The organism is Pseudomonas sp. TMW22090 (assembly GCF_022496665.1).
GTDB classification, from domain to species: Bacteria; Pseudomonadota; Gammaproteobacteria; order Pseudomonadales; family Pseudomonadaceae; genus Aquipseudomonas; species Aquipseudomonas gregormendelii.
This window is the reverse complement of sequence record NZ_SCFH01000013.1, coordinates 111,450-134,964: the sequence shown is the minus strand read 5'-3', so window position 1 is coordinate 134,964 and position 23,515 is coordinate 111,450. Positions and strand designations below refer to the sequence as shown.

The following is a 23,515-nucleotide window of genomic DNA, read 5'->3' as shown; positions in this document are numbered from 1 at the left end:
GAAAATCAAGATCAAGATCAAGATCAAAATCAAAAGATCGCAGCCTTCGGCAGCTCCTACAGGGAACCGCATAAAAACAAGAGGAATTTCTCATGGCTAAAATCGGATTTATCGGCACCGGCATCATGGGCCACCCAATGGCGGCGAACCTGCAAAAAGCCGGTCACAGCCTGTTCCTGTCGGCACACCACGACGCCGCGCCTGCTGACCTGGTTGCCGCCGGCGCGATCGCCCTGGCGAACCCGAAAGAAGTCGCCCAGGAAGCTGAAGTCATCATCATCATGGTGCCCGATACCCCGCAGGTCGACGACGTGCTGTTCCGCGCCGACGGCGTCGCCGCCGGTGTTGGCAAAGGCAAGATCGTCATCGACATGAGCTCCATCTCGCCGACCGCGACCAAGGCCTTCGCCGCCAAGATCAACGAAACAGGCGCCCAGTACCTCGACGCACCGGTTTCCGGTGGTGAAGTCGGCGCAAAAGCGGCGACCCTGAGCATCATGGTCGGCGGCGATGCCGATGCCTTCGAACGCGTACTGCCGCTGTTCCAGGCCATGGGCAAGAACATCACCCTGGTGGGCGGCAATGGCGATGGGCAGACCGCGAAAGTGGCCAACCAGATCATCGTGGCGCTGAACATCCAGGCCGTGGCCGAAGCGCTGCTGTTCGCCTCGAAGAACGGCGCGGATCCAGCCAAGGTGCGTGAAGCGCTGATGGGTGGCTTTGCTTCCTCGAAGATTCTCGAAGTGCACGGCGAGCGTATGATCAAAGGCACCTTCGACCCAGGCTTCCGCATCAGCCTGCACCAGAAGGACCTGAACCTGGCCCTGGCCGGTGCCCGCGAGTTGGGCATCAACCTGCCGAACACCGCCAACACCCAGCAAGTGTTCAGCACGTGCGCGGCGATCGGTGGCAGCAACTGGGACCACTCGGCACTGATCAAGGGCCTGGAGCACATGGCGAATTTCTCGATTCGCGATAAATAACCCCTGCACCAACCCTGTGGGAGCTAGCCTGCTAGCGATGAAATCAACGCGGTGTGTCTGTTAGACCTCAGCGCCTGAATCGCCAGCAGGCTGGCTCCCACAAGGAGCAGAGTTGCTCCACCTCCAATAACAAGAATTCCGGGAGCCTGCCATGTCGGTCGATCCGCAACAATTTCTTCGCGACCTGTTCGCCACCGCCATCGACGCGGCCCATCCGCAACACGTTCTCGAAGCTTACCTGCCACGTGATCGCACGGGCCGGGTGATCGTAATCGGCGCCGGCAAAGCCGCTGCTGCCATGGCTCAAGTGGTCGAACGCTGCTGGCAGGGCGAAGTCTCCGGCCTGGTGGTCACCCGTTACGGTCACGGCGCACCCTGCGAAAAAATCGAAGTGGTCGAAGCCGCGCACCCGGTGCCCGATGCCGCCGGCCTGGCCGTGGCCAAGCGCGTGCTGGAGCTGGTCAGCAACCTGAGCGAAGACGACCGCGTGATCTTTCTGCTCTCGGGCGGAGGTTCGGCGCTGCTCGCCCTGCCCGCTGCCGGCATTACCCTGGCTGACAAGCAGTCCATCAACAAAGCCCTGCTCAAGTCCGGCGCCACCATCGGCGAGATGAACTGTGTGCGCAAGCACCTCTCGGCGATCAAGGGTGGTCGTCTCGGCAAGGCCTGCTGGCCTGCCACCGTTTACACCTACGCCATTTCCGATGTACCAGGCGACCTCGCCACGGTCATCGCGTCCGGCCCGACCGTGGCCGACCCAAGCACCAGTGCCGAAGCCCTGGCGATCCTCAAGCGTTACGCCATCGAAGTTCCGGCGTCCGTACGCGAGTGGCTGCAAAATCCCGAATCGGAAACTGTAAAACCTGACGACCCGAGCCTGGCCCGCAGTCATTTCCAGCTGATCGCCCGGCCCCAACAGTCGCTGGAAGCGGCCGCTGTGAAAGCCCGGCAAGCCGGTTTCAGCCCGCTGATCCTCGGTGACCTGGAAGGCGAATCCCGGGAAGTGGCCAAGGTTCACGCCGGGATTGCGCGGCAAGTGGTACTGCATGGTCAGCCACTGCCCGCCCCGTGTGTGATCCTTTCCGGTGGCGAAACCACCGTGACCGTGCGTGGCAATGGCCGGGGTGGGCGCAACGCCGAGTTCCTCCTCAGCCTGACCGACAGCCTCAAAGGCCTGCCTGGGGTGTACGCCTTGGCTGGCGACACCGATGGCATCGATGGTTCCGAAGACAATGCTGGCGCGATCATGACGCCCGACAGCTACGCCCGTGCTGCCGCCCTGGGCCTGAGCGCCAGCGATGAGCTCGACAACAACAATGGCTACGGTTATTTCCAGGCGCTGGACGCCCTGATCGTCACCGAGCCGACCCGCACCAACGTCAACGATTTCCGCGCCATCCTGATCCTCGAGAGCCCTAAAAATGACGCCTGACAAGAAGGTTAAAATCCTCGCCACCCTCGGCCCCGCCACCGACGGCATTGACGACATTCGCGAGCTGGTCGAGGCCGGGGTCAATATTTTTCGCCTGAACTTCAGCCATGGCGATCACGCCGACCATGCTCAGCGCTACCAGTGGATCCGCGAAGTCGAGCGCCAGCTCAACTATCCGCTGGGCATCCTGATGGACCTGCAGGGCCCCAAGCTGCGGGTCGGCAAGTTCGCCGAAGGCAAGGTACAGCTGGTCCGTGGTCAGGCTCTGCGCCTGGACCTGGACGCAACACCGGGTGATGAGCGACGAGTCAACCTGCCCCACCCGGAAATCATCGCCGCGCTGGAGCCGGGCATGGACCTGCTGCTCGATGACGGCAAGCTGCGCCTGCGGGTGGTAACCAAATACGCCGACGCCATCGACACCACGGTGCTCAATGGCGGCGAGCTGTCGGACCGCAAAGGCGTGAACGTACCGCAAGCGGTGCTGGAGTTAAGCCCCCTGACAGCCAAGGACCGCCGCGACCTGAGTTTCGGCCTGGAGCTGGGCGTGGACTGGGTGGCGCTGTCGTTTGTACAGCGCCCGGAAGACATTCGCGAAGCACGCTCGCTGATTGGCGACAAAGCGTTCCTGATGGCCAAGATCGAGAAGCCCTCGGCGGTCACCCAGTTGCGCGAAATCGCCGAATTGAGCGATGCGATCATGGTGGCTCGCGGCGACCTCGGCGTGGAAGTGCCTGCCGAAAGCGTGCCGCAGATCCAGAAGAACATCATCAGCACCTGCCGCGAGCTCGGCAAGCCGGTGGTGGTGGCCACGCAGATGCTCGAGTCGATGCGTTTCTCCCCGGCACCAACCCGCGCCGAAGTGACCGATGTCGCCAACGCCGTGGCTGAAGGGGCTGACGCGGTGATGCTCTCGGCGGAAACCGCCTCGGGCGAATACCCGCTGGAAGCCGTGCAGATGATGAGCAAAATCATCCGCCAGGTGGAAAACGGCCCCGACTACCAGGCGCAACTGGATGTGAGCCGGCCAAAAGCCGAGGCCACGGTGTCCGATGCCATCAGCTGCGCGATCCGCCGCATCAGCAACGTGCTGCCGGTGGCGGTGCTGGTCAACTACAGCGAGTCGGGGGCCTCCAGCCTGCGCGCTGCCCGTGAGCGGCCAACGGTGCCCATCCTTAACCTGACGCCAAACCTGCAGGCCGCCCGCCGCTTGACCGTGGCCTGGGGTGTGCACTCGGTGGTCAACGACCGGCTGCGCCAGGTGGACGAAGTGTGCTCGACGGCACTGGAGATCGCACAGGCCCAGGGTATGGCCCAGCGCGGCGACACCTTGCTGATCACTGCGGGCGTGCCGTTTGGTCAGCCGGGGTCGACTAACTCGTTGCGTATCGAGACGTTGATCTAGAACGCCTATATCGGCCTCATCGCCAGCAGGCTGGCTCCCACATTGGTTATGTGTCGTTCACATCATCAAGGCTGAACGCAGATTCAGTGTGGGAGCCAGCCTGCTGGCGATGCAGGCGCCCCATTTCACCTGACACACAATAAAAATGCCTGCCAACCACTTCAACACCCACTGCCCCGATTGGGCGACTGCCCTGCTCAACGGTTTCAGCCAGATTTTCCTCCAGCGGCACCCGCTGTTTGGCTTGCTGTGCCTTTTGGCGATCCTGTTCACCGCGCCTGCCCTGCTCGGCGGCGCACTGCTGGGCGGTGTCGCCGGCTTGCTCACCGCGCAACGTCGCGGCTACGCCAAGGCTGACCGTCAGGCTGGACTGTTCAGCTACAACGGCGTGCTGCTCGGTTTGTTGCTGAGCCTGTATTTCCCTTGGTCGGCGTTGCTGCCACCGCTGATCATTGCTGCGGGCGGGCTGAGTGCGATGTTCATCCAACAGTGGCTCAAACGTGTGCGCTTGAGCCAGTACCTGCCAGCCTATACGGCGCCATTCGTGATACTGGGCTGGTTGCTGTTGTGCTTCGCCACGCCCTCAAGCAATGCGCACTTGATCGAAATCAGCCCGCAGAACATCCTCGCCGCGCCTCTCAAAGGCCTTGGCCAGGTAATGTTCCTCGGTCATCCACTGGCCGGCGCGATGATTGCCGCCGGTTTACTGATCGCCGACCGCCGTGCCTTCTGCTGGGCAATGCTGGCGTCTGTCGCGGGCATGGGCTGGAGCATGCTGCATCACGACTTCTACAGCGCATTGATCGGCCTGGGTGGCTACAACGCCGTACTCGCCGCCCTCGCCTGCCACTCACTGCACCAGAAGCCTTGGCTGCCGCTGCTCGGAATTGCATTCGCACTGATACTGACACCGGCGTTTGCCGCCATCGGCCTGCCGACGCTGACCGCCCCTTTCATTCTCGCCTGCTGGCTGATCCGCACGGTTGTGCAAATGCTCGGCAAGGCCGCTGTCGCCCATACGCCTTGCGCTCTGGAGGAGAATCAACCTAGGCTTCGCTGATCATTGGTTCAGGCGGTATCCATGGACAGCAGCAGAAACTGGCGTGAAGAGCTTTACGTCATGGTTTTCCAGAGCGACACCAAGGCGGGGCGGCGCTTCGACGGCATTTTGCTGTTGATCATCCTCGCGAGCATTGTGATTGTGATGCTCGACAGCATCGACTCGATCCACCAGAACTACGCCAACGTGCTGGCGTATATCGAGTGGGGCTTTACGATTATTTTCGCCATCGAGTACGGCTTGCGGTTGTACTGCTCCCCCAAGCCGTTGCGCTACGCATTCAGCTTTTACGGGTTGGTGGATTTGCTGGCGATCGTGCCCGGCATCCTGGCGCTGTATTACGCCGACGCGCAGTACCTGCTGATCATCCGCATTATCCGCATGTTGCGGATATTCCGCGTGCTCAAGCTCAGCCCCTATCTCAAGCAGGCCAACTACCTGATGTCGGCGCTGCGTGGCAGCAAGCAGAAGATCGTGGTGTTCCTGGTCAGCGTATGCACCCTGGTGACGGTGTTTGGCACGTTGATGTATGTGATCGAAGGCCCGGAACATGGCTTCACCAGCATCCCCAAAGGCATTTATTGGGCGATCGTTACGCTGACCACCGTGGGCTTTGGCGACATCGTGCCGAAGACCCCGCTGGGCCAGGTCATTTCGTCGCTGGTGATGATCACCGGTTACTCGATCATCGCCGTGCCGACCGGGATTTTTACCGCAGAACTGGCCAACGCCATGCGCGGTGAGCAGCTGCAACACGACTGCCCGGTGTGCCGCAAAAACAGTCACGAACACGGCGCCGCATTCTGCTCGCGCTGCGGCAATGCGCTGTTCAAGAAACTGGAATAAGCACAGAGCTTTTTAATCTTTAAAGGACTATGCCGCTGCCGTTATAGTCGCTGCGGTAAGATGCCGACACCTACTGGACCTGAAAAAATGACCCCGTAGGAGCTGCCGAAGACTGCGATCTTCTGCCTCAAATCAGGATCAAAAGATCGCAGCCTTCGGCAGCTCCTACCAAACAAGGAATGCGCAGTGAAAAAACTCTTTGGCGCCTCACTTCTCGCCGCTGGCCTGGCACTGACCGGCATGGCTCAGGCCGCACCGACCCTGCTCAACGTTTCCTACGACGTGATGCGCGATTTCTACAAGGACTACAACACTGCCTTCCAGAAGCACTGGCAAGCCGAGCACAACGAAAACATCACCGTGCAAATGTCTTTCGGCGGCTCCAGCAAACAGGCGCGTTCGGTGATCGATGGCCTGCCCGCTGACGTGATCACGATGAACATGGCCACCGATATCAATGCCCTGGCGGACAACGGCAAACTGGTCCCGGAGAACTGGGTCACCCGCCTGCCGAACAACAGCGCGCCATTCACCTCCGCCACCGTGTTCATCGTCCGCAAAGGCAACCCCAAAGCCTTGAAGGACTGGCCCGACCTGCTCAAGGACGGCGTTCAAGTCATAGTGCCGAACCCGAAAACCTCGGGTAACGGTCGCTACACCTACCTCTCGGCCTGGGGTTATGTACTGAAAAACGGCGGTGACGAGAACAAAGCCAAGGACTTCGTCGGCAAACTGTTCAAGCAGGCTCCGGTGCTCGACACTGGCGGCCGCGCGGCCACCACCACCTTCATGACCAACCAGATCGGCGACGTACTGGTGACCTTCGAAAACGAAGCGGAAATGGTTGCCCGCGAATTCGGTCGCGACCAGTTTGAAGTCATTTACCCAAGCGTCTCAGCCGAAGCCGAGCCGCCGGTGAGCGTCGTGGACAAAGTCGTCGAGAAAAAAGGCACCCGCGCCGCCGCCGAGGAATACCTGAAGTACCTGTGGTCCCCGCAAGGCCAGGAAATCGCGGCGGCGAACTACCTGCGCCCGCGTGACCCGGCAGTACTGGCCAAGTACACCGATCGCTTTCCGAAAGTGGATTTTCTTTCAGTAGAGAAAACCTTCGGTGACTGGCGCACCGTGCAGAAAACTCACTTCAATGATGGTGGGGTTTTTGACCAGATCTACGGCGGCAAGTGATCGCTGAGTGGAAATGAAAAAGGCGACCTTTGAGGTCGCCTTTTTTGTGGCGATTAATCCCGCGGATCAATGTTATCCAGCGCACGATTTACCGCCAACTCGGCCAGCATGATGATCTGCGCTATTCCCAACAGGGCGTTGCGATACGGGCCAGTGATAAAGCCTGCCAGGTCATTGGCCATCACATTCGCCGATGCCAGGGATTCGCAGGCGTGGGCCAGCAAGGTTTCGGTGGCGATGTCAGGGGCGATCATGAACATGCTTTCGAGTTTGTAGGGGGTTTCAGCGTATTTAAGGGTGCTGAAGTTGAGGTAGTTTTGTTGGGCTGAATCGTCAGATTCAGTGTGCTCTTGGTCTGGCTGCGGGGGGTTGGGCGTGGGTTTGAACATGGTGAAGCTCCTTGATTAATGGAGCCGCCACTGTTCGCTGCGAAACGAGGGAGGTGGCAGCTGTACGCAGGTTCGCAGACCGGGAATCAAGGAACCCGGCAGATCCGAAGATCTCCCGCGCACAGCCGCCATAACGAAATGCAGCGGACGTAAAACGCCAACTGAACGTAACGGTGGCGCTGAGCGCCTTGATTAACCCGGGCTGCGAAACCCGATCACTGATGAGCAGTGACGGAAATCAAGCTACCGGACGTGTCCAAACCGCACAAGCCGGCGGATTCTGACGTAGTTGTAGGCAAAGGCGCAAGGCGACGTAGCCTGCTTCCTACATCCGACATCATGCGGTGTTTGTCAGACTGCCATCGCGGGCAAGCCCGGCTCCCACAGTGATCTGCGCCGTACGCAAATGCTGCGTCCACCACCAATACCCTGTGGGAACGGCGGTGCGACGATTCGACTTGCCCGCGATGGCAATCTCCCTGCCACATCGATATCGAATGTGCAGACGCCATCGCGGGCAAGCCCGGCTCCCACAGTGATATCTGCCGTACACAAATGCTGCGCACACCACCATTCCACTGTGGGAGCGAGCCTGCTCGCGATGACAATCTCCCTGTCACATCAATGTCGAATCTGCAGACGCCATCGCGAGCAGGCTCGCTCCCACAGAGATGTCCGCCGACACAAGTACTGCGAGGTCATGTTCGCTATGGCAGTACATGTAAGTAAATGTATCATCAGCATCAGTAAGGCAACCCGGCGCTCCTCAATCATTGCGCAAGGGCATGATTACTATCACTGCAAAATCGCTTCCGCCCCTCCGCCCTGCCGCTTAGCCTGCACACATTCCTCAATTGTTCACGAGACACCTCATGACTCCAGCGAACCCAGTGCCTCAGGGCACCGCGACGATGACCCGCGGCATGGTCCTGCTATTTGCCTTTTGCTGTGGCGCGATCGTGGCCAACATCTACTATGCCCAGCCGATCATTGGCCTGATTGCACCGGACATCGGCCTGACCAGCACCATGGCCAGCCTGATAGTTTCATTGACGCAGATTGGCTACGCGCTGGGGCTGTTCTTTCTGGTTCCGCTGGGTGATCTGCTGGAAAATCGGCGGTTGATGATCATCACCACACTGGTGGCCATTGCCAGCCTGCTGGGCGCGGCGTTTACCGATCAGCCGAACGTGTTCCTGCTGATCTCATTGCTGGTGGGCTTCAGTTCGGTGTCAGTGCAGATCCTGATCCCCCTCGCCGCACACCTGGCCCCGGAGGAATCCCGTGGGCGCGTGGTTGGCGGGATCATGGGCGGTTTGTTGCTGGGTATCTTGTTGGCACGGCCGGTCTCCAGTGTGATCGCGGACCACTTCGGCTGGCGTGCGATGTTCGTGATTGCCGCGGTGTTGATGGCAGCAATCAGCGTCGTATTGGCCCTGACCATTCCCAAGCGCAAGCCTGATCACAGCGCGTCCTACGGACAACTGCTTGGCTCGCTGTGGACGCTGCTGCGTCATCAGCCAGTGCTGCGTCAGCGCGCGTTCTACCAGGGCTGCATGTTTGCAACCTTCAGCCTGTTCTGGACCGCAGTGCCGCTGGAGCTGGCGCGTAATCATGGATTGTCGCAAACCCAGATCGCCATTTTCGCCCTGGTCGGTGCCATTGGCGCGATCGCGGCGCCCATCGCCGGGCGTCTGGCGGATGCCGGGCACACGCGCATCGCCTCACTGCTGGCCCTGGTGTTCGCCAGCCTGAGTTTCCTGCCGGCCTTCATCCACCCGCTCTACAGCGTCATAGGCCTGGCGGTGACCGGCGTGGTGCTGGATTTCTGCGTGCAGATGAATATGGTGCTTGGGCAACGTGCGGTGTACGCCCTGGATGCCAAGAGCCGCAGCCGCTTGAACGCCTTGTACATGACCAGCATCTTCATCGGCGGCGCCTTCGGCTCCTCCGTGGCGAGTGCGGTGTACGAACACGGCGGCTGGTTGTGGATCGTGATTGTTGGCAGCGCTTTTCCCGTTCTGGCGTTGTTGCGGTTCCTGAGTGTTTCAGAAAAACGCTCACTGGCAGCCGCGTGAAGCCCAAGTGTTGCGGGCAGGCACACCGCCGCAGTGGTTGGCATTGGAATCGGATCCCCGGCGCCAGGGATATCGGGTATCTGGTGATGCGATCCTTAACTAGCGGTATCGCATGGACGCGGTGGACTCTCCATCAACACACCTCAACAAGCACTCAACCGTATCCTCCAGCACCCCTGAGTTATCAAGCACACACAGCGCCGGATCGTGTTCTGCAAGTACCTGTTCACTGAACCGCGCATTGCGCGCCAGCCGTGCCTCGATCTCCTCGACCGATTCGCGCCCCCGAGCCAGCAAACGCTCACGCAGCACGCTCTGTTCCACGGTCAGCAACAGTACAAGCAAGTCCGGATAACGCTGCCGGGTTGCCGGCAGGTGACCGCGCGAGCCATTGACCAGGACGTTCTGCCCTGCGGCCAGCCAATCGTCGATTTCACGGGGGATGCCGTAGCACAACCCGTTGGCGCGCCAGCTCAGGGCAAACTCGCCCCGGGCCTCGAGCCGGGTGAATTGATCCAGGCTCACGCCCCGCGCCGACTCACCCAGGGCTTCAGCCGAGCGGGTAATCACCCGCTGCACGATGCGGCAGTTACGTTCGGCCAACCGCGTTCGTGCGGCATCCAGCAGGCTGTCCTTGCCCGAACCTGAAGGTCCGATGAGATAGATCAACCTGCCTGCCATCCATTCACTCTCTTCATTTTTCGCAGGATTGGGTACACGTGGGGCAATCAAGAAGGCGACCCTGAGGTCGCCTTTGCGTCACTTGAACTGCCGGCCCAAACCACTGGGCACGCCGTGGATGTCAGTGTCTTCCCATGGACCATTCGGGCTGACAGAGCGGCTCCAGCCGTTGTTCCAGCGATAATAGGTGCGCTGGCGGTAGAAGGTATTGGTCTGGTCATCGAGCACATACACGCCGAGCTTGGCATCCCAATGGCTGTTGCCACCCGGTGGCGGCGCGAAGCTCGCCGACGTGCGCGGTACTGGCTTGGCCGGTTTGGCCGGAACGTTCGGTTTGCTCGGCGCAGGTGAAGTCGAGGGGGTCGGCTTGGGCTGCGAGGGCGGGATCGGCGGCAACGGCGCGGGTTCGGGCCGCTGGACCGCACAAGCGCTTAACCCCAGGACCATACTGAGCAGGGTGATACGGGCGATGGCGGTCATAGGCGGTTCCTGTTATTTGTCCGGGCTGTCGATGGTCAGTTTTTGTGGCGCTGAGGTGCTGCTGGCCAGTGGCTGGCTGCGACCGATCCACTCGCCGGCAGTCGGTTGACCGGCACGGGAGATTCGCGCAACCAGTTGGACTTCAGGAAAGTTGGACAGTTTCAACTGCGGCATCATTGCGTCGGCATCACCCAGTTCGACGCTCGCGGGCAAGTCGGCCACAGTCAGGCGCTTGGCCGCCAACGGCGCCGGAGGGCCGGACGTTGCGCGGGCAAAAATGAACACGCTGTCACCGGGCTGTACCTTGGCCTTCAACTCGGGGGCAAGGTCCACCGTGACTTTCAGCAGTGCCGCCTTGGCGACCGGCACCTGGGCAACTTTACCGCCGCCGGCTTCGAGTTTCTCGCTGGCCCGGGCAATCCCGCCTTGCAAGGCAGCACGGGAATTGTCTTCGGGGGGCAATTGCGCCAGCAGACGGTTCCAGTAATCGATGGCGTCCTGATAGCGCTCGCCCTCGAATGCCGCGATACCCAGCAGCCCCAGGCTGGTGACTTCTTTCGGATCGGCCTTCAATGCTTCGTCAGTCAAGGCCTGTACCTTGTCCGACCATTTCTTGCCGTCGGCGAAGTACTGCGCTTGCGCCCATTGGCCGAGCAGCTCTGGTTGACGACCGGCCAGCGCCACGGTTCGTTCGAACATCTTGGCCGCATCACCAGGGCGGTCCTGGGCCATATAGGTACGACCCAGGAAGTACAGGCCTTCCGCAGAATCGGGCTGAGCCGCGACCGCGCGCTCCAGGCGCGAGGTCATCTCTTCCATAGACTGCGGAGCCTGGGCGAATTCGCGGGTCAGCTCGACTTTGTCGCTGGCACCGAAGTGCAGGTACAGACCCAGGCCCAGCACCGGCACCAGAATCGCCGCCAACAGCGGCCATGGTTTGCCCAGGCGCGAAACACGCGGTGCCGCGACGCCTTCGGTATCAGCCAGCAGCTCACGGGCCGCTTCGGCACGACCGGTGTCCATTTGCGCAGCGTTGAGCACGCCCTCTTCCTGCTGAGTCTGCAACTCAGCCACGCGTTCCTGATACAACGCGACGTTCAGGGCAGTACGATCCTCTTCAAGCTGGGCGCGACGGCCGCGCAAAACAGGGATCAACAGAAAACTCAGGGCAACCAGAAGCAGCAGACCTGCAGCAAGCCAGAAATCAATCATTCTTGGTTTTATCCAACAGGTGGTCGAGGCGCTCGCGTTCATCCACGGAAAGCGAGTCCGGGCTATCGGTGCGCAGGACGCGACGACGGCGAACAATCACGGCAATGATCACAAAACCGCCCAGCAGCAAGCCGGCGGGGCCGAACCAGAGCAGTGCGGTCTTGGCATTCAGCGCGGGGTTGTAGCGGACGAAATCACCGTAGCGATCGACCATGAAGTCGATGATCTGCTGGTTGTCCTTGCCCTCGCCGAGCATGCGGAAAATCTCTTTGCGCAGATCAGCGGCGATCGGCGCGTTGGAGTCGGCGATGTCCTGGTTCTGGCACTTGGGGCACCGCAGCTCCTTGGTCAGTTCGCGAAAACGCTCGCGGTCACCTTCCTTGGCGAACTCATAGGTGTCGATGGCCGCATGAGCCATCCCGGCCATGCTCAAGCCCAGCACTGCGGCGGCAATCCAGAGCTTCATGGCTTGGCCTCGTCGACCAGCGCCTGATACTTGGCGGCCAGTTTTTTGCGCCAGACCTGTTCGTCGATGACCCCCACGAACTTGTCGCGGATGATGCCCTTGGCGTCGATGAAGAAGGTTTCCGGTGCGCCGTAGACACCGAGGTTCAGGCCCAGAGTACCTTCGTCGTCGCGGATATCCAGCTGGTACGGGTTGTGAAACTCCGCAAGCCACTTCAAGGCGTCGGCGTTGACGTCCTTGTAGTTGATGCCATAGATCACCACGCCCTTCTCGGCCAGCTTGTTCAGTACCGGGTGCTCGACGCGGCAGGAAATGCACCAGGTGCCCCACACGTTGACCAGCGCCGGCTTGCCAAGGATGTCCGCCCGGGTCAGCGTCTTGTCACCCTGCACCGCAGGCAGGGAGAACTCCGGGAACGGCTTGCCGATCATCGCCGACGGCAGCTCCGCCGGGTCCAGGTACAACCCGCGGTACAGAAAAACCGCCACCACCAGGAAAATCGCGAGCGGCAGCAACATCAACCAACGTCTCATGCAGTGGCTCCCGACATGCCCAGTGCTTCACGCACGCGGCTTTTGACCTTGACCCGATAACGCCGGTCCAGCGCCGCCAGCAATCCGCCGAAACCGGTCAGCAATCCGCCGAACCAGATCCAGCGCACGAACGGCTTGACGTGGACGCGTACGGCCCAGGCGCCATCGCCCAGAGGTTCGCCGAGGGCGACGTAGAGGTCACGGGTGAAGCCGGCATCGATCCCGGCCTCGGTCATGACCGAGTTCTGCACGGTGTACAGGCGTTTTTCCGGGTGCAGCACGCTGATTTCCTTGCCGTCCTTGATCACCCGAACGGTGCCCTTATCGGAGGTAAAGTTCGGGCCTTCGAAGTGTTTGGCACCTTCGAATACAAACTGGTAACCGCCCAGGCTCATGGATTCACCCGGCGCCAGGCGCAGGTCGCGCTCGGCACTGTTCTGGCTCGACAGGACCACGCCGAGGGCACACACGGCGATGCCCAGGTGCGCGATCTGCATGCCCCAGTAGCTGCGAGTCAGGGTCGGCAGGCCCTTGATCAGGCCCTTGTGACGAGTCTTGTCAAAGATGTCGCGCACGCCGGCCAGCAACACCCAGGCCGCCAGCATAAAGGTCGCGATCACGGCCCAATTGAAATCGCCATAAGCGACGCCAGCGATCACGGCTAAAGCAGCACTGCCCAGCAACACCGGAGTGAGCATGCCCACCAGCCATTTAACCGGGGTGTCTTTCCAGCGCACCAGCATGCCAATGGCCATGACCACCATCAGCAGTGCCATCAGCGGGATAAACAGCGCGTTGAAATACGGAGGGCCGACCGACAGCTTGGCCCCGGTCATGGCATCCAGGATCAACGGGTACAAGGTGCCGAGCAGGATCATCGAAGCCGCCACCACCAGCACCAGGTTGTTGCCCAGTAACAGGGTTTCCCGAGACCAGAGGTTGAAGCCGACCTGACTCTTCACCACCGGCGCACGCAGGGCGAACAGCGTCAGAGAACCACCGACCACGAACAGCAGGAAAATCAGGATGAACACGCCGCGCTCCGGATCAGAGGCGAACGCGTGCACCGAGGTCAGAACCCCGGAACGCACCAGAAAGGTTCCCAGCAGGCTCAGTGAGAACGCAGCGATGGCGAGCAACACGGTCCAGCTCTTGAACACGCCACGTTTTTCTGTGACGGCCAATGAGTGAATCAGTGCGGTGCCGACCAGCCAAGGCATGAAGGAGGCATTTTCCACCGGGTCCCAGAACCACCAGCCACCCCAGCCGAGCTCGTAATAGGCCCACCAGGAGCCCAGGGTGATGCCGATTCCGAGGAAGGCCCAGGCGACGATGGTCCACGGACGCGACCAGCGGGCCCACGCCGCATCAAGACGACCGCCCAGCAGCGCGGCGATGGCGAACGCAAAGGCCACGGAGAAGCCCACGTAACCCATGTACAGCATCGGCGGGTGAACGATCAGGCCGATGTCCTGCAGCAACGGGTTGAGGTCACGACCGTCGGCCGGGATTTGCGGAAGGATGCGTGCGAACGGGTTGGATGTCAGGATCAGGAACAGCAGGAAACCCGTGCTGATCATGCCCATGATCGCCAGCACCCGGGCCAGCATCACTTGCGGCAGTTGCCGCGAGAACACGGATACAGCGAAGGTCCAGCCGCCCAGGATCAATGCCCAAAGCAGCAGCGAGCCTTCGTGCGCGCCCCACACGGCGCTGAATTTGTAGTACCACGGCAACGCGCTGTTGGAGTTGCTGGCGACGTAATCCACGGAGAAGTCGTCCGCCATGAACGCATAGGTCAGGCAACCAAAGGCAAACAGCAGGAACGCGAACTGTCCCCAGGCCGCAGGTTGCGCAAGGCTCATCCACAGGCGATCGCCGCGCCAGGCGCCGAGCAAGGGCACCACCGACTGAACCAGGGCAAAACACAGCGCCAGGATCATGGCCAGGTGGCCCAGTTCCGGGATGTACAACCCGGCGCTATAGAGTCCAGCAGTCATCAGTTAGCCCTCTTTCGCAGGAGTAGGTGCCGACATGCCACTGTCTTTCAAGGCCTTGGTCACTTCCGGCGGCATGTATTTTTCATCGTGCTTGGCCAGCACTTCGTCGGCTACCACCACGCCCTCGGCATTGAGCTTGCCCAACGCCACGATCCCCTGCCCTTCACGGAACAGATCGGGAAGGATGCCGCGGTAGCTGATGGTCACGGTCTTGTTGAAATCGGTGACATTGAATTTCACGTCCAGGGAATCGCCGGAACGTTGCAGCGAACCGGCCTCGACCATGCCACCAGCGCGAATACGCGTGTCCTGCGGGGCTTCGCCGCTGGCGATCTGGGTCGGTGTGTAGAACAGGTTGATGTTCTGTTGCAGGGCGCTCAGGGCCAGGCCGACAGCAGCGCCAACCCCGACCAGGATCGCGAGAATGATGATAAGACGCTTTTTGCGCAGCGGATTCACTTGCCGTTCTCCCGGCGCAGACGACGCGCCTCTTGTTGCAGATACCGCTTGCGGGCCAGGATCGGCGCCGCCACGTTCAGGGCCAGCACTGCCAGGCAGATGCCGTAGGCTGACCAGACATACAGGCCATGATGGCCCATGGCGAGGAAGTCGCCGAATGAAGCAAAACTCATCGCGCGGCCTCCAGGCTGTGCTGCACTTCAGCTTTCACCCAACTGGCCCGGGCTTCGCGCTTGAGCACTTCGAGGCGCATGCGCAGCAACAGCACCGCGCCGAAGAAGCAGTAGAAACCCAGCACGGTCAGTAGCAGCGGCAGCCACATTTCAGCGGGCATCGCCGGCTTTTCGGTCAGGGTGAAAGTGGCGCCCTGGTGCAGGGTGTTCCACCACTCCACCGAGTACTTGATGATCGGGATATTGATCACACCGACAATCGCCAGCACCGCGCACGCCTTGGCGGCGCTCTCACGATTGCTGATGGCGTTGCCCAGCGCAATGAGACCGAAGTACAGGAACAGCAGGATCAGCATGGACGTTAGTCGCGCATCCCAGACCCACCACGAGCCCCAGGTCGGCTTGCCCCAGATCGCGCCGGTGACCAGCGCCACGGCGGTCATCCAGGCGCCGATGGGCGCTGCGCATTGCAGGGCGACGTCGGCCAGTTTCATCTTCCATACCAGCCCGACGATGCCGCACACCGCCAGCATCACATAGATCGACTGCGCCAGCATGGCAGCCGGTACATGGATATAGATGATGCGAAAGCTGTTGCCTTGCTGATAGTCGGGCGGCGCGAAGGCCAGGCCCCAGACCACGCCAATACCTATCAGCAGCAACGCCGCGATGCTCAACCACGGCAGCAGTTTGCCGCTGATGCCGTAGAACCATTTGGGTGAGCCGAGCTTATGAAACCAGGTCCAGTTCATTACTGTTTCCATCACGGTTGCTCTTCGCTATGAAGAGCCAAGGGTCTGCCTTTTTTTCAAAAGAAAACGATCAAAAAATGACCAGACCTCATTATTATTCGCCGACGCTGATCTTCAGGCCAGCAGCTATTGCAAAGGGTGTAAGGGTTATCGCCAGGGCGGTCAGGCTACCAAGCCACAACAGATAACCGGTCGCCGGCATGCCCATCAGTGCCGCCTGCAAGGCGCCACTGCCGAGAATCAATACCGGGATGTACAGCGGCAGTATCAACAGCGCCAGCAGCAAGCCACCACGCTTCAAACCCACGGTCAACGCCGCGCCCACTGCACCCAGCAGGCTCAGCACTGGTGTACCCAGCAACAAGGAAAGCAGCAACACCGGCAGACAGGCGGCAGGCAATCCGAGCATTAACGCCAGCAGTGGTGCGAGCAAAACCAGAGCCAGGCCGGAGAAGGCCCAGTGTGCCAGCACCTTGGCTAAAACCAGAAGGGCCAGGGGGTGCGACGAAAGGACCCACTGTTCAAGGGAACCATCTTCGAAATCACTGCGGAAGAGCCCGTCCAGCGAGAGCAAAACCGATAAAAGGGCTGCTACCCAGACCAGTCCCGGAGACAAGGTTTGCAACAATTGAGACTCGGGCCCGACCGCCAAAGGGAACAGTGAAACCACGATGGCGAAAAATACCAGCGGATTGGCCAGTTCGGCCGGACGACGGAACAGCAAGCGCGCTTCGCGGGCAACCAACAGGCCAAAAACACTCATACGGCCCAGTTCCCCAGATCAATGTCGCGGTAGCCGGCCGGCATACGGCTCAGCGTGTGGTGGGTCGTCAGTACGACCATGCCGCCCTGCTCACAGTGGGCCGCGAGGTGTTCCTCGAGTTGCGCCACGCCCTGTTTGTCCAGCGCGGTGAAGGGTTCATCGAGAATCCATAACGGCGGACTGTCCAGGTACAACCGCGCCAGCGCCACACGCCGCTGCTGGCCGGCGGACAGGGTGTGACAGGGCACATCCTCGAAGCCACGCAGCCCGACGGCGCCGAGCGCCTGCCAGATGGCTTCATGGGAGGCCGGTTGATGCAGGGCGCAGAGCCAGCTCAGGTTCTCTTCCGGGGTCAGCAGGTCCTTGATCCCGGCAGCATGGCCAATCCACAACAGGTTGCGTGCCAATTCGTGCCGTTGCTCGCTGAGCGGCTGGCCGTTGAGCAACACTTGACCGGCCGTCGGCTGCATCAAGCCTGACAAAAGCCGCAGCAAACTGGTCTTGCCGCTGCCGTTGGGCCCGCTGATTTGCACCATTTCGCCACTGGCCAGTCTCAATTCGAGATTTTCGAAAAGCAGCCGAAGGTCTCGCTCACAGGCAAGGGCAACGGTTTGCAGGACTGGACTGGTCAAGAGATCACGGGCCTTTACGGTTCAAGTCGGCGGTATTGCGGCCGCTAAAGAGATGCAGAATAAATGCATTGGCGGCCCGTTATGGGGAGCTGCGTCAAACAAATGCATTGTTTCGCGCGCCCCATAGACGACGGGGCGGCATTATACATGCCATCCCCTACTCTCAAGAGTGCAATTTCCTCAGGTTGTGACCGCGTATGACAGGCGAAATGAACATCCTCCCGATCTCGCAGAATGCGCCGGCCACTTCACGCCCGCAAACCGGCGGCGAACTGCTCAAGTTGCTGACACCCATGGAGGGCCTGATATCCGCCGGCCAATCCGCCAACGCCGAAGTGCTGTCACTCAAGCAGGCCGACCAGGCCTTTCAATTGCTGCTCAAGATCACCCTGGAGAACGGGCGCCAGACGACGCTCCAGGCCATCAGTGCCCAGCCTTTGCCCCAAGGCTCCAGCCTGGCAATCACACAACCCTCGGCGGGCAACCTGGCGATCACCCTGCAACAGGCCCTCGCCTCAGGCGCGGCCACCCTCACCCGCCTCGACCCGGCGCAATTGCCCGCCGGCACGCTGCTGCAAGGCAAGGTCCTGACGTCCCAGGTGCTGCCGCAGGAATCCGGCCAGCCCACCGTGTATCGCTCAATGGTCGGCCTGCTCAACACTGCTCTGAGCGGCAGTACCTTGAGCATCGACAGCCCGACCCCACTGCGCATCGGCACTCTGCTCAGCGCCCTGGTGCAAGACAGCCAGACACTCAAATTCGTCCCGCTCGGCAGCCGCTCGGAGCAACTGGCAGTAACCCAGCAACTGGCCAGCCAGCACAGCCGGCAAGGCTCCTTGGACGGCCTGCTGAAGCTTCTGCAGAACCTGCCCGCCGGGAGCCAGACCTCCAGCGACTTGCGCGCTGCTGCCGAAAAGCTGCTCGCTGGTCTGCCGGATATTCAGCAATTGAGCAGCCCGAAAGGCTTGGCGCTGGCCCTGGCGAACAGCGGCGCGTTCCTCGAATCAAAGCTCCTTGGCGGGCTGAATCCGTCGCTGGCCCCGGATATGAAAGGTGATCTGCTCAGGCTGATCGCCCAATTGAGCCCGGCACCCAACACGCACATGAACGCGATCATTGCCGCCAACACCCTGGCCCAGGCCATGCCGAGCTTCATGCGCAATGCCCTGGGCATGCTCAGCCAGGTGAGCGCCAAGCCCTCGCCGACCAGCTTTCCCCTGGCCGATCGCCTGTTGCAGAGTGCCGAAGGTGAGGATGATCTCGAACACCTGCTGCGCTTGGCGGCCGCTGCAGTATCGCGCCTGCAAAGTCACCAGCTGTCGAGCCTGGAACAGACAGGGGTGACCGCCGATGGGCGCTTGATGAGTACCTGGCAGCTGGAAATCCCGATGCGCAACCTGCAGGACATTGTGCCGCTGCAGCTCAAATTCCAGCGTGAAGACGCGCCGGAAAAAGAACAGCCAAAAGATCGTCATGAAGAACGCCCGCCCAAGCAGCAACTGTGGCGAGTGGAGTTGGCGTTCGACATGGAACCGCTGGGGCCACTTCAGGTTCAAGCCCAGCTGATCAGCGGCAGCCTGTCTGGCCAGCTGTGGGCCGAACGGCCGTACACCGCCAGCCTGATCGAAAGCAACCTGGCAGCCCTGCGGCAACAACTGCTCGATTCTGGCCTGAACGTGGGCGACATCGACTGTCACTTCGGAACCCCACCCCAAGGCCCGCAAACAAGCCTCGAACAACGCTGGGTGGATGAAAACGCATGAGCCATTCCGATACTCCACGCCAGGCCATCGCCCTCAAGTACGACGGCACCCACGCCCCGACGCTCACGGCCAAAGGCGACGATGCCCTGGCTGAAGCGATCCTGAAGATTGCCCGTGATTATGAAGTACCGATTTATGAGAACGCCGAGCTGGTGAAATTGCTGGCGCGAATGGAGTTGGGGGAGAGTATTCCGGAGGAGTTGTATCGAACGATTGCGGAGATTATTGCGTTTGCCTGGAGGCTGAAGGGTAAATTTCCGGAAGGGCAGGATCCGGATGCGCCGATGGTGGAGAAGGACGTGACTGCACGTGGGGATGATTATTGAGGAGCCGTTTGTAAAAGATCGCAGCCCCGTTTCACTCGACAGCTCCTACAGTGGAACGCGTACCGTCCCGTAGGAGCTGTCGAGTGAAACGAGGCTGCGATCTTTTGATCTATCAGCTCTTGTGCAACTTGCGCATCAACTCCGCCTCGGCCTGGGTCAGGCCACAGGACGCCGTCAGCTCTTCGGCGCTGGCGCCCATGCCCACCAGGCGCGCTGCCTGGGCAAAAGACAGGCTCGACGGGTCACGTTGCTCAAGCGCCACCAGCTTGTCCGGTATTGGCCCGACTACCGCGCGCAGTTCCTGCAGCTCCTGGCCCATGCGCACGTTACCGTCCTGGTAGTTCTCAACGCGTCGGGTCAGGTCCTTGATCCGCTGATCGCGCAGCGCGTCGCCCTCGACCTGTTTAGCGGCGAGCTGTTTTTGCGCACGGACGTACGCCAGGAACATTGCCAGGGTGCCTGCCCACAAAAGGAACAGGACAATGACCGCGACCTCAAGAATCAATCAGATGTTCTCCAGGTCCGACCATTCTTCTTCGCTCATCATCTTGTCCAGCTCGACCAGGATCAGCAGTTCGTTGTTCTTGTTGCACACGCCCTGAATGAACTTGGCGGACTCTTCGTTCCCCACGTTTGGCGCGGTTTCGATTTCCGACTGACGCAGGTAAACCACTTCCGCGACGCTGTCGACCATGATCCCGACCACTTGCTTGTCGGCTTCGATGATGACGATGCGCGTGTTGTCGCTGATCTCGGCGTTCATCAGGCCGAAGCGCTGACGGGTGTCGATCACGGTGACGACATTACCACGCAGGTTAATGATGCCGAGCACGTAGCTTGGCGCACCCGGAACCGGAGCGATCTCGGTGTAGCGCAGTACTTCCTGGACGCGCATCACGTTGATGCCGTAGGTTTCATTGTCCAGTTTGAAGGTTACCCATTGCAGGATCGGATCTTCAGAACCCTTTGCCGCCGTCGCCTTGTCATTCATACCCTGACCCCTCAAAAAACCGCCGTTGGCGGTGTGCGTTCGGTGCAGCGGCCCTCGGTAGGTCGCTGCCTGTTTGTCATGTCGGTGTGTGGGCTGGCTTTTTGCTGCCCATGTGCCTTGCCCCGCCGCTGGCGATCAACTCCGCCAACTCGGCAACATCAAGCAACGCACACATGTGTTCAATCACGGTACCGGCCAGCCAGGGGCGTTGGCCCCGCTGGCTGCGCCATTTGATTTCGTTCGGGTCCAGGCGCAGGGAGCGGCTGACCTGATGCACCGCCAGCCCCCATTCGTAACCCTGGACCGAAATCACGTATTGCAGGCCCTGGCGAAAATCGTCGCGGTAGCGGTCGGGCATGACCCAGCGCGCGGTATCGAGGACTTTCAGGTTACCGGCCTGGCTCGGCAGAATCCCGAGGAACCAATCCGGCTGGCCGAACAAGGGTGTCAGCTCATGACCTTCCAGCGAGTAGATCGAGCCCAGGCACACCAGCGGCACCGCCAGGGTCAACCCGGCCACATCGAACAACAGGCATTCGAAGGGCTCGGCGGCCCAGGCGGGCCTGCCGTTGCTGTCCACCGGCGGCAGCCTGTTACCGGGCGGCAGGTGGACTTCGAAAACCGGTGGAACCAGGGCCTGAGGCAGCGGCGCGATGGTCGACACGGGTGCCAGGGCCGGCGCAGGTGCTTCTACCAGCACTACCCTGGCCTGCTCAACCTGAACCTCTTCAACCGCAGCCACTACCGGAGCAACAACCGCCTCTGGCTTACGCGCATCCCGGACCTGCTCTTCAAGCACTGCCGCCTGGAAATCGTCCAGAGTAGCTTCGGCTTCGACCGCTTCAACAGGCGCTTGAACTTCAACCGGCAGGTCTTCGGTCGCGTCCATCAGCAGGCTGTCCAGGTAGGACTGCAACGCCAGTTGCGGACGTGACGTGATCTTGACCGGCCGATTCACTGACACACCTCCACCGTAGGAGCTGCCGCAGGCTGCGATTTTTTGATCTGGTTTTTTTCGAGGACGCCGCCAAGAAGGATCAAAAGATCGCAGCCTGCGGCAGCTCCTACGGAGGCAGGTTTCGATCTGCTGATCTGGTTTTTTTCAAGGATGCCGCCAGGCAAGATCAAAAGATCGCAGCCTGCGGCGGCTCCTGCGGGGATCGGGTTCATCTAGGCCACCGCCGGGACAAGCTGCTGCTCCAGCAAATGCTTGAGCAACGAGCGATACGCCAATACACCGCGGCTCTTGCCATCGAACTGCGACGGCGTGAGACCGGCACGGCTAGCATCGCGCAGGCGCGTGTCGACCGGGATATAACCCTGCCAGGTTTCTTCCGGGAACATGTCGCGCACCACCCGCAGCGTGCCAATGGACGCCTGGGTCCGTCGGTCGAACAGGGTCGGCACGATGCTGAACGGCAGCGGCTGTTTGCGCGAACGGTTGATCATCGCCAGGGTGTTGACCATGCGTTCCAGGCCCTTGACGGCCAAATGCTCGGTCTGCACCGGGATCACCAACTGCTGGCTCGCGGCGAGGGCGTTAACCATCAGCACCCCCAGCAGCGGCGGGCTGTCGATGACCGCGTAATCGAAGTCTTGCCACAACTGCGCCAGACTCTTGGCGATCACCAGGCCCAGGCCACTCTGGCCCGGCGACTGCCGTTCCAGGGTGGCCAGCGCGGTGCTCGAAGGCAGCAGCGAGATGCTCTCATGGCTGGTGGGCAACAACAGTTGACCCGGCAACCCGGCGGGGACGCTGCCCTTGTGCAGGAACAGGTCGTAGCTGCTGTGCTCCAGGGCGTCGGGGTCATACCCGAAATAGCTGGTCATGGAGCCGTGGGGATCGAGGTCGACCACGACCACGCGCTTGCCCGCCTCGGCCAGCAACCCGGCTAAAGCGATGGAGGATGTGGTTTTACCAACACCACCCTTTTGATTGGCGACTGCCCAGACTCTCATTCGAATGATTCCTCCCGGTCGAAATGCCGACCGAGAAATAGCTCAGCGTGTTAATGCGGGTGACGGAGAATTGACGGCGCTCTCTCGTCCCGGCGGCTTGACCGGTGCAGGTGCAGTTTGTGTGCCAGCACGCTTCAATGCAGCGTCCGGTTGTGCATTGGCGGTACCGGTGCCTGTCAGGCTGCGCCGCACATCCAGGTTTCGTGACACCACCAGCACCACGCGCCGGTTGCGCGCACGGCCTTCAGCGGTGGCGTTATTGGCCACCGGCTGGAACTCGCCATAACCCACCGACGCCAGACGCCCCGGGTTCACTCCCTGCATCGCCAGCATGCGCACGATGCTCGCCGAGCGGGCAGAAGACAGCTCCCAGTTGGTGGGGTATTGCGCGGTGCGAATCGGTTGATCGTCGGTAAAGCCTTCGACATGGATGGGGTTGTCGAACGGCTTCAGGATGGCCGCGACCTTGTCGATGATGTTAAAGGCGATGTCGCTGGGCATGGCGTCGCCGCTGCCGAACAACAGGCTGGAATTGAGTTCGATCTCCACCCACAACTCGTTGCCACGCACGGTCATCTGGTTGGAGCTGATCAGGTCGCCGAAGGCGGCACTGATATCATCGGCAATGCTTTGCAGAGGGTTGTCACCCGCCTGCGCGATGCCGGCGTCGACCTGCTCGCTGTCCTTGACCAGAGGCTTGGCGGGGGTCACGGTCTTGGGGCGTTCATCGCCGATGGGGATGGGTTTCAGCGCTCGATCGGAGTCGTTGAACACGCCGATCAGCGCCTCGGAAATCACCTTGTACTTGCCTTCGTTGATCGACGAGATCGAGTACATCACCACGAAAAACGCGAACAGCAGCGTGATGAAGTCGGCGTAGGAAACCAGCCAGCGCTCATGGTTCACATGTTCTTCAGGTTGCCGGCGACGTGCCATTTTCCATAACC

27 protein-coding genes are annotated in these 23,515 nt (G+C 61.0%); 9 read left to right on the top strand and 18 right to left on the bottom strand.

Going from position 1 to position 23,515, the window contains the following annotated elements:
• The first annotated feature begins 92 nt into the window (after positions 1-92).
• The 6 genes from EQV97_RS27745 to EQV97_RS27720 all read left to right on the top strand — a co-directional run bounded on the left by EQV97_RS27745 (position 93) and on the right by EQV97_RS27720 (position 6,911).
• Positions 93-983, top strand: a complete 891-nt coding sequence (locus EQV97_RS27745; protein WP_240890467.1) for a 2-hydroxy-3-oxopropionate reductase — start codon at positions 93-95, stop codon at positions 981-983.
• 151 nt (positions 984-1,134) lie between these two features.
• Entirely contained in the window at positions 1,135-2,415 is a 1,281-nt protein-coding gene (locus EQV97_RS27740; RefSeq protein WP_225569080.1) for a glycerate kinase, read from the top strand.
• The gene (gene pyk / locus EQV97_RS27735) at positions 2,405-3,820 is read left to right on the top strand and encodes a pyruvate kinase (RefSeq protein WP_045061180.1); all 1,416 of its coding nucleotides are present in this window, start codon (positions 2,405-2,407) and stop codon (positions 3,818-3,820) included. The genes EQV97_RS27740 and pyk overlap by 11 nt, the downstream gene beginning before the upstream one ends.
• Positions 3,821-3,965: 145 nt before the next feature.
• On the top strand, positions 3,966-4,880 hold the full coding sequence (locus EQV97_RS27730) for an urea transporter (RefSeq protein WP_225569079.1): 915 nt from the start codon (positions 3,966-3,968) through the stop codon (positions 4,878-4,880).
• Between the two features lie 21 nt (positions 4,881-4,901).
• Positions 4,902-5,726 (top strand): ion transporter, encoded by an 825-nt coding sequence (locus EQV97_RS27725; RefSeq protein WP_045061182.1) that lies wholly within the window; start codon positions 4,902-4,904, stop codon positions 5,724-5,726.
• Positions 5,727-5,912: 186 nt separating this feature from the next.
• Positions 5,913-6,911 carry a sulfate ABC transporter substrate-binding protein gene (locus EQV97_RS27720; RefSeq protein ID WP_240890466.1) on the top strand — a complete coding sequence of 333 codons (999 nt, stop codon included), beginning with the start codon at positions 5,913-5,915 and terminating at the stop codon, positions 6,909-6,911.
• Between the two features lie 53 nt (positions 6,912-6,964).
• On the opposite strand, the gene EQV97_RS27715 is transcribed toward EQV97_RS27720, so the two are convergent.
• The gene (locus EQV97_RS27715) at positions 6,965-7,300 is read right to left on the bottom strand and encodes a DUF6124 family protein (protein ID WP_240890465.1); all 336 of its coding nucleotides are present in this window, start codon (positions 7,298-7,300) and stop codon (positions 6,965-6,967) included.
• 872 nt (positions 7,301-8,172) lie between these two features.
• Here EQV97_RS27715 and EQV97_RS27710 point away from each other — a divergent pair.
• Positions 8,173-9,378: an MFS transporter gene (locus EQV97_RS27710; protein ID WP_225569077.1), complete on the top strand. Its 1,206-nt coding sequence runs from the start codon at positions 8,173-8,175 to the stop codon at positions 9,376-9,378.
• Positions 9,379-9,477: 99 nt separating this feature from the next.
• Here EQV97_RS27710 and phnN read toward each other — a convergent pair whose 3' ends face one another.
• The 11 genes from phnN to ccmA form a co-directional block, all read right to left on the bottom strand.
• The gene (gene phnN, locus EQV97_RS27705) at positions 9,478-10,059 is read right to left on the bottom strand and encodes a phosphonate metabolism protein/1,5-bisphosphokinase (PRPP-forming) PhnN (protein WP_240890464.1); all 582 of its coding nucleotides are present in this window, start codon (positions 10,057-10,059) and stop codon (positions 9,478-9,480) included.
• Positions 10,060-10,137: 78 nt separating this feature from the next.
• A complete protein-coding gene (locus EQV97_RS27700; protein WP_045061190.1) occupies positions 10,138-10,539 on the bottom strand; it encodes a hypothetical protein in 402 nt (133 codons plus the stop codon).
• Between the two features lie 12 nt (positions 10,540-10,551).
• Entirely contained in the window at positions 10,552-11,751 is a 1,200-nt protein-coding gene (gene ccmI / locus EQV97_RS27695) for a c-type cytochrome biogenesis protein CcmI (protein WP_240890463.1), read from the bottom strand.
• Positions 11,744-12,217 carry a cytochrome c-type biogenesis protein gene (locus tag EQV97_RS27690; RefSeq protein WP_240890462.1) on the bottom strand — a complete coding sequence of 158 codons (474 nt, stop codon included), beginning with the start codon at positions 12,215-12,217 and terminating at the stop codon, positions 11,744-11,746. The genes ccmI and EQV97_RS27690 overlap by 8 nt, the downstream gene beginning before the upstream one ends.
• Positions 12,214-12,750, bottom strand: a complete 537-nt coding sequence (locus EQV97_RS27685; protein ID WP_240890461.1) for a DsbE family thiol:disulfide interchange protein — start codon at positions 12,748-12,750, stop codon at positions 12,214-12,216. Before EQV97_RS27685 ends, EQV97_RS27690 begins: the two co-directional genes overlap by 4 nt.
• Positions 12,747-14,750: a heme lyase CcmF/NrfE family subunit gene (locus EQV97_RS27680; protein ID WP_045061194.1), complete on the bottom strand. Its 2,004-nt coding sequence runs from the start codon at positions 14,748-14,750 to the stop codon at positions 12,747-12,749. Before EQV97_RS27680 ends, EQV97_RS27685 begins: the two co-directional genes overlap by 4 nt.
• A gap of 3 nt (positions 14,751-14,753) precedes the next feature.
• On the bottom strand, positions 14,754-15,209 hold the full coding sequence (gene ccmE, locus EQV97_RS27675; RefSeq protein ID WP_122837965.1) for a cytochrome c maturation protein CcmE: 456 nt from the start codon (positions 15,207-15,209) through the stop codon (positions 14,754-14,756).
• Positions 15,206-15,382, bottom strand: a complete 177-nt coding sequence (gene ccmD, locus EQV97_RS27670) for a heme exporter protein CcmD (protein ID WP_008055370.1) — start codon at positions 15,380-15,382, stop codon at positions 15,206-15,208. The genes ccmE and ccmD overlap by 4 nt, the downstream gene beginning before the upstream one ends.
• Positions 15,379-16,134, bottom strand: a complete 756-nt coding sequence (locus EQV97_RS27665) for a heme ABC transporter permease (RefSeq protein WP_045061196.1) — start codon at positions 16,132-16,134, stop codon at positions 15,379-15,381. The genes ccmD and EQV97_RS27665 overlap by 4 nt, the downstream gene beginning before the upstream one ends.
• A 94-nt stretch (positions 16,135-16,228) precedes the next feature.
• Positions 16,229-16,897 (bottom strand): heme exporter protein CcmB, encoded by a 669-nt coding sequence (ccmB, locus tag EQV97_RS27660; RefSeq protein ID WP_045061197.1) that lies wholly within the window; start codon positions 16,895-16,897, stop codon positions 16,229-16,231.
• Positions 16,894-17,529: a cytochrome c biogenesis heme-transporting ATPase CcmA gene (gene ccmA, locus EQV97_RS27655; protein ID WP_122837963.1), complete on the bottom strand. Its 636-nt coding sequence runs from the start codon at positions 17,527-17,529 to the stop codon at positions 16,894-16,896. The genes ccmB and ccmA overlap by 4 nt, the downstream gene beginning before the upstream one ends.
• A gap of 197 nt (positions 17,530-17,726) precedes the next feature.
• On the opposite strand from ccmA, the gene EQV97_RS27650 reads away from it, so the two are divergent.
• On the top strand, positions 17,727-19,292 hold the full coding sequence (locus tag EQV97_RS27650) for a flagellar hook-length control protein FliK (RefSeq protein WP_122837962.1): 1,566 nt from the start codon (positions 17,727-17,729) through the stop codon (positions 19,290-19,292).
• Positions 19,289-19,618 (top strand): EscU/YscU/HrcU family type III secretion system export apparatus switch protein, encoded by a 330-nt coding sequence (locus tag EQV97_RS27645; protein WP_122837961.1) that lies wholly within the window; start codon positions 19,289-19,291, stop codon positions 19,616-19,618. The genes EQV97_RS27650 and EQV97_RS27645 overlap by 4 nt, the downstream gene beginning before the upstream one ends.
• Positions 19,619-19,730: 112 nt before the next feature.
• On the opposite strand, the gene EQV97_RS27640 is transcribed toward EQV97_RS27645, so the two are convergent.
• The 6 genes from EQV97_RS27640 to motD form a co-directional block, all read right to left on the bottom strand.
• Positions 19,731-20,123 (bottom strand): DUF2802 domain-containing protein, encoded by a 393-nt coding sequence (locus EQV97_RS27640; RefSeq protein WP_122837960.1) that lies wholly within the window; start codon positions 20,121-20,123, stop codon positions 19,731-19,733.
• Positions 20,124-20,609 carry a chemotaxis protein CheW gene (locus EQV97_RS27635; RefSeq protein WP_007946765.1) on the bottom strand — a complete coding sequence of 162 codons (486 nt, stop codon included), beginning with the start codon at positions 20,607-20,609 and terminating at the stop codon, positions 20,124-20,126.
• Positions 20,610-20,685: 76 nt separating this feature from the next.
• Positions 20,686-21,567 (bottom strand): CheW domain-containing protein, encoded by an 882-nt coding sequence (locus tag EQV97_RS27630; RefSeq protein WP_240890460.1) that lies wholly within the window; start codon positions 21,565-21,567, stop codon positions 20,686-20,688.
• Positions 21,564-21,779, bottom strand: a complete 216-nt coding sequence (locus tag EQV97_RS27625) for a hypothetical protein (protein WP_240890459.1) — start codon at positions 21,777-21,779, stop codon at positions 21,564-21,566. Before EQV97_RS27625 ends, EQV97_RS27630 begins: the two co-directional genes overlap by 4 nt.
• Positions 21,780-22,568 (bottom strand): ParA family protein, encoded by a 789-nt coding sequence (locus EQV97_RS27620; RefSeq protein ID WP_122837957.1) that lies wholly within the window; start codon positions 22,566-22,568, stop codon positions 21,780-21,782.
• A 42-nt stretch (positions 22,569-22,610) separates the two neighbouring features.
• Entirely contained in the window at positions 22,611-23,504 is an 894-nt protein-coding gene (gene motD, locus EQV97_RS27615) for a flagellar motor protein MotD (protein ID WP_122837956.1), read from the bottom strand.
• Positions 23,505-23,515: the final 11 nt, after the last annotated feature.

What these genes read in the sequence shown, in the direction of transcription:
- EQV97_RS27745 (WP_240890467.1), top strand. Translation starts at nt 93, where the DNA reads ATGGCTAAAATCGGATTTATCGGCACCGGCATCATGGGCCACCCAATG.
- EQV97_RS27740 (WP_225569080.1), top strand. Translation starts at nt 1,135, where the DNA reads ATGTCGGTCGATCCGCAACAATTTCTTCGCGACCTGTTCGCCACCGCC.
- pyk (WP_045061180.1), top strand. Translation starts at nt 2,405, where the DNA reads ATGACGCCTGACAAGAAGGTTAAAATCCTCGCCACCCTCGGCCCCGCC.
- EQV97_RS27730 (WP_225569079.1), top strand. Translation starts at nt 3,966, where the DNA reads ATGCCTGCCAACCACTTCAACACCCACTGCCCCGATTGGGCGACTGCC.
- EQV97_RS27725 (WP_045061182.1), top strand. Translation starts at nt 4,902, where the DNA reads ATGGACAGCAGCAGAAACTGGCGTGAAGAGCTTTACGTCATGGTTTTC.
- EQV97_RS27715 (WP_240890465.1), bottom strand. Translation starts at nt 7,300, where the DNA reads ATGTTCAAACCCACGCCCAACCCCCCGCAGCCAGACCAAGAGCACACT.
- EQV97_RS27710 (WP_225569077.1), top strand. Translation starts at nt 8,173, where the DNA reads ATGACTCCAGCGAACCCAGTGCCTCAGGGCACCGCGACGATGACCCGC.
- phnN (WP_240890464.1), bottom strand. Translation starts at nt 10,059, where the DNA reads ATGGCAGGCAGGTTGATCTATCTCATCGGACCTTCAGGTTCGGGCAAG.
- EQV97_RS27700 (WP_045061190.1), bottom strand. Translation starts at nt 10,539, where the DNA reads ATGACCGCCATCGCCCGTATCACCCTGCTCAGTATGGTCCTGGGGTTA.
- ccmI (WP_240890463.1), bottom strand. Translation starts at nt 11,751, where the DNA reads ATGATTGATTTCTGGCTTGCTGCAGGTCTGCTGCTTCTGGTTGCCCTG.
- EQV97_RS27690 (WP_240890462.1), bottom strand. Translation starts at nt 12,217, where the DNA reads ATGAAGCTCTGGATTGCCGCCGCAGTGCTGGGCTTGAGCATGGCCGGG.
- EQV97_RS27685 (WP_240890461.1), bottom strand. Translation starts at nt 12,750, where the DNA reads ATGAGACGTTGGTTGATGTTGCTGCCGCTCGCGATTTTCCTGGTGGTG.
- EQV97_RS27680 (WP_045061194.1), bottom strand. Translation starts at nt 14,750, where the DNA reads ATGACTGCTGGACTCTATAGCGCCGGGTTGTACATCCCGGAACTGGGC.
- ccmD (WP_008055370.1), bottom strand. Translation starts at nt 15,382, where the DNA reads ATGAGTTTTGCTTCATTCGGCGACTTCCTCGCCATGGGCCATCATGGC.
- EQV97_RS27665 (WP_045061196.1), bottom strand. Translation starts at nt 16,134, where the DNA reads ATGAACTGGACCTGGTTTCATAAGCTCGGCTCACCCAAATGGTTCTAC.
- ccmB (WP_045061197.1), bottom strand. Translation starts at nt 16,897, where the DNA reads ATGAGTGTTTTTGGCCTGTTGGTTGCCCGCGAAGCGCGCTTGCTGTTC.
- EQV97_RS27650 (WP_122837962.1), top strand. Translation starts at nt 17,727, where the DNA reads ATGACAGGCGAAATGAACATCCTCCCGATCTCGCAGAATGCGCCGGCC.
- EQV97_RS27645 (WP_122837961.1), top strand. Translation starts at nt 19,289, where the DNA reads ATGAGCCATTCCGATACTCCACGCCAGGCCATCGCCCTCAAGTACGAC.
- EQV97_RS27635 (WP_007946765.1), bottom strand. Translation starts at nt 20,609, where the DNA reads ATGAATGACAAGGCGACGGCGGCAAAGGGTTCTGAAGATCCGATCCTG.
- EQV97_RS27625 (WP_240890459.1), bottom strand. Translation starts at nt 21,779, where the DNA reads ATGAACCCGATCCCCGCAGGAGCCGCCGCAGGCTGCGATCTTTTGATC.
- EQV97_RS27620 (WP_122837957.1), bottom strand. Translation starts at nt 22,568, where the DNA reads ATGAGAGTCTGGGCAGTCGCCAATCAAAAGGGTGGTGTTGGTAAAACC.
- motD (WP_122837956.1), bottom strand. Translation starts at nt 23,504, where the DNA reads ATGGCACGTCGCCGGCAACCTGAAGAACATGTGAACCATGAGCGCTGG.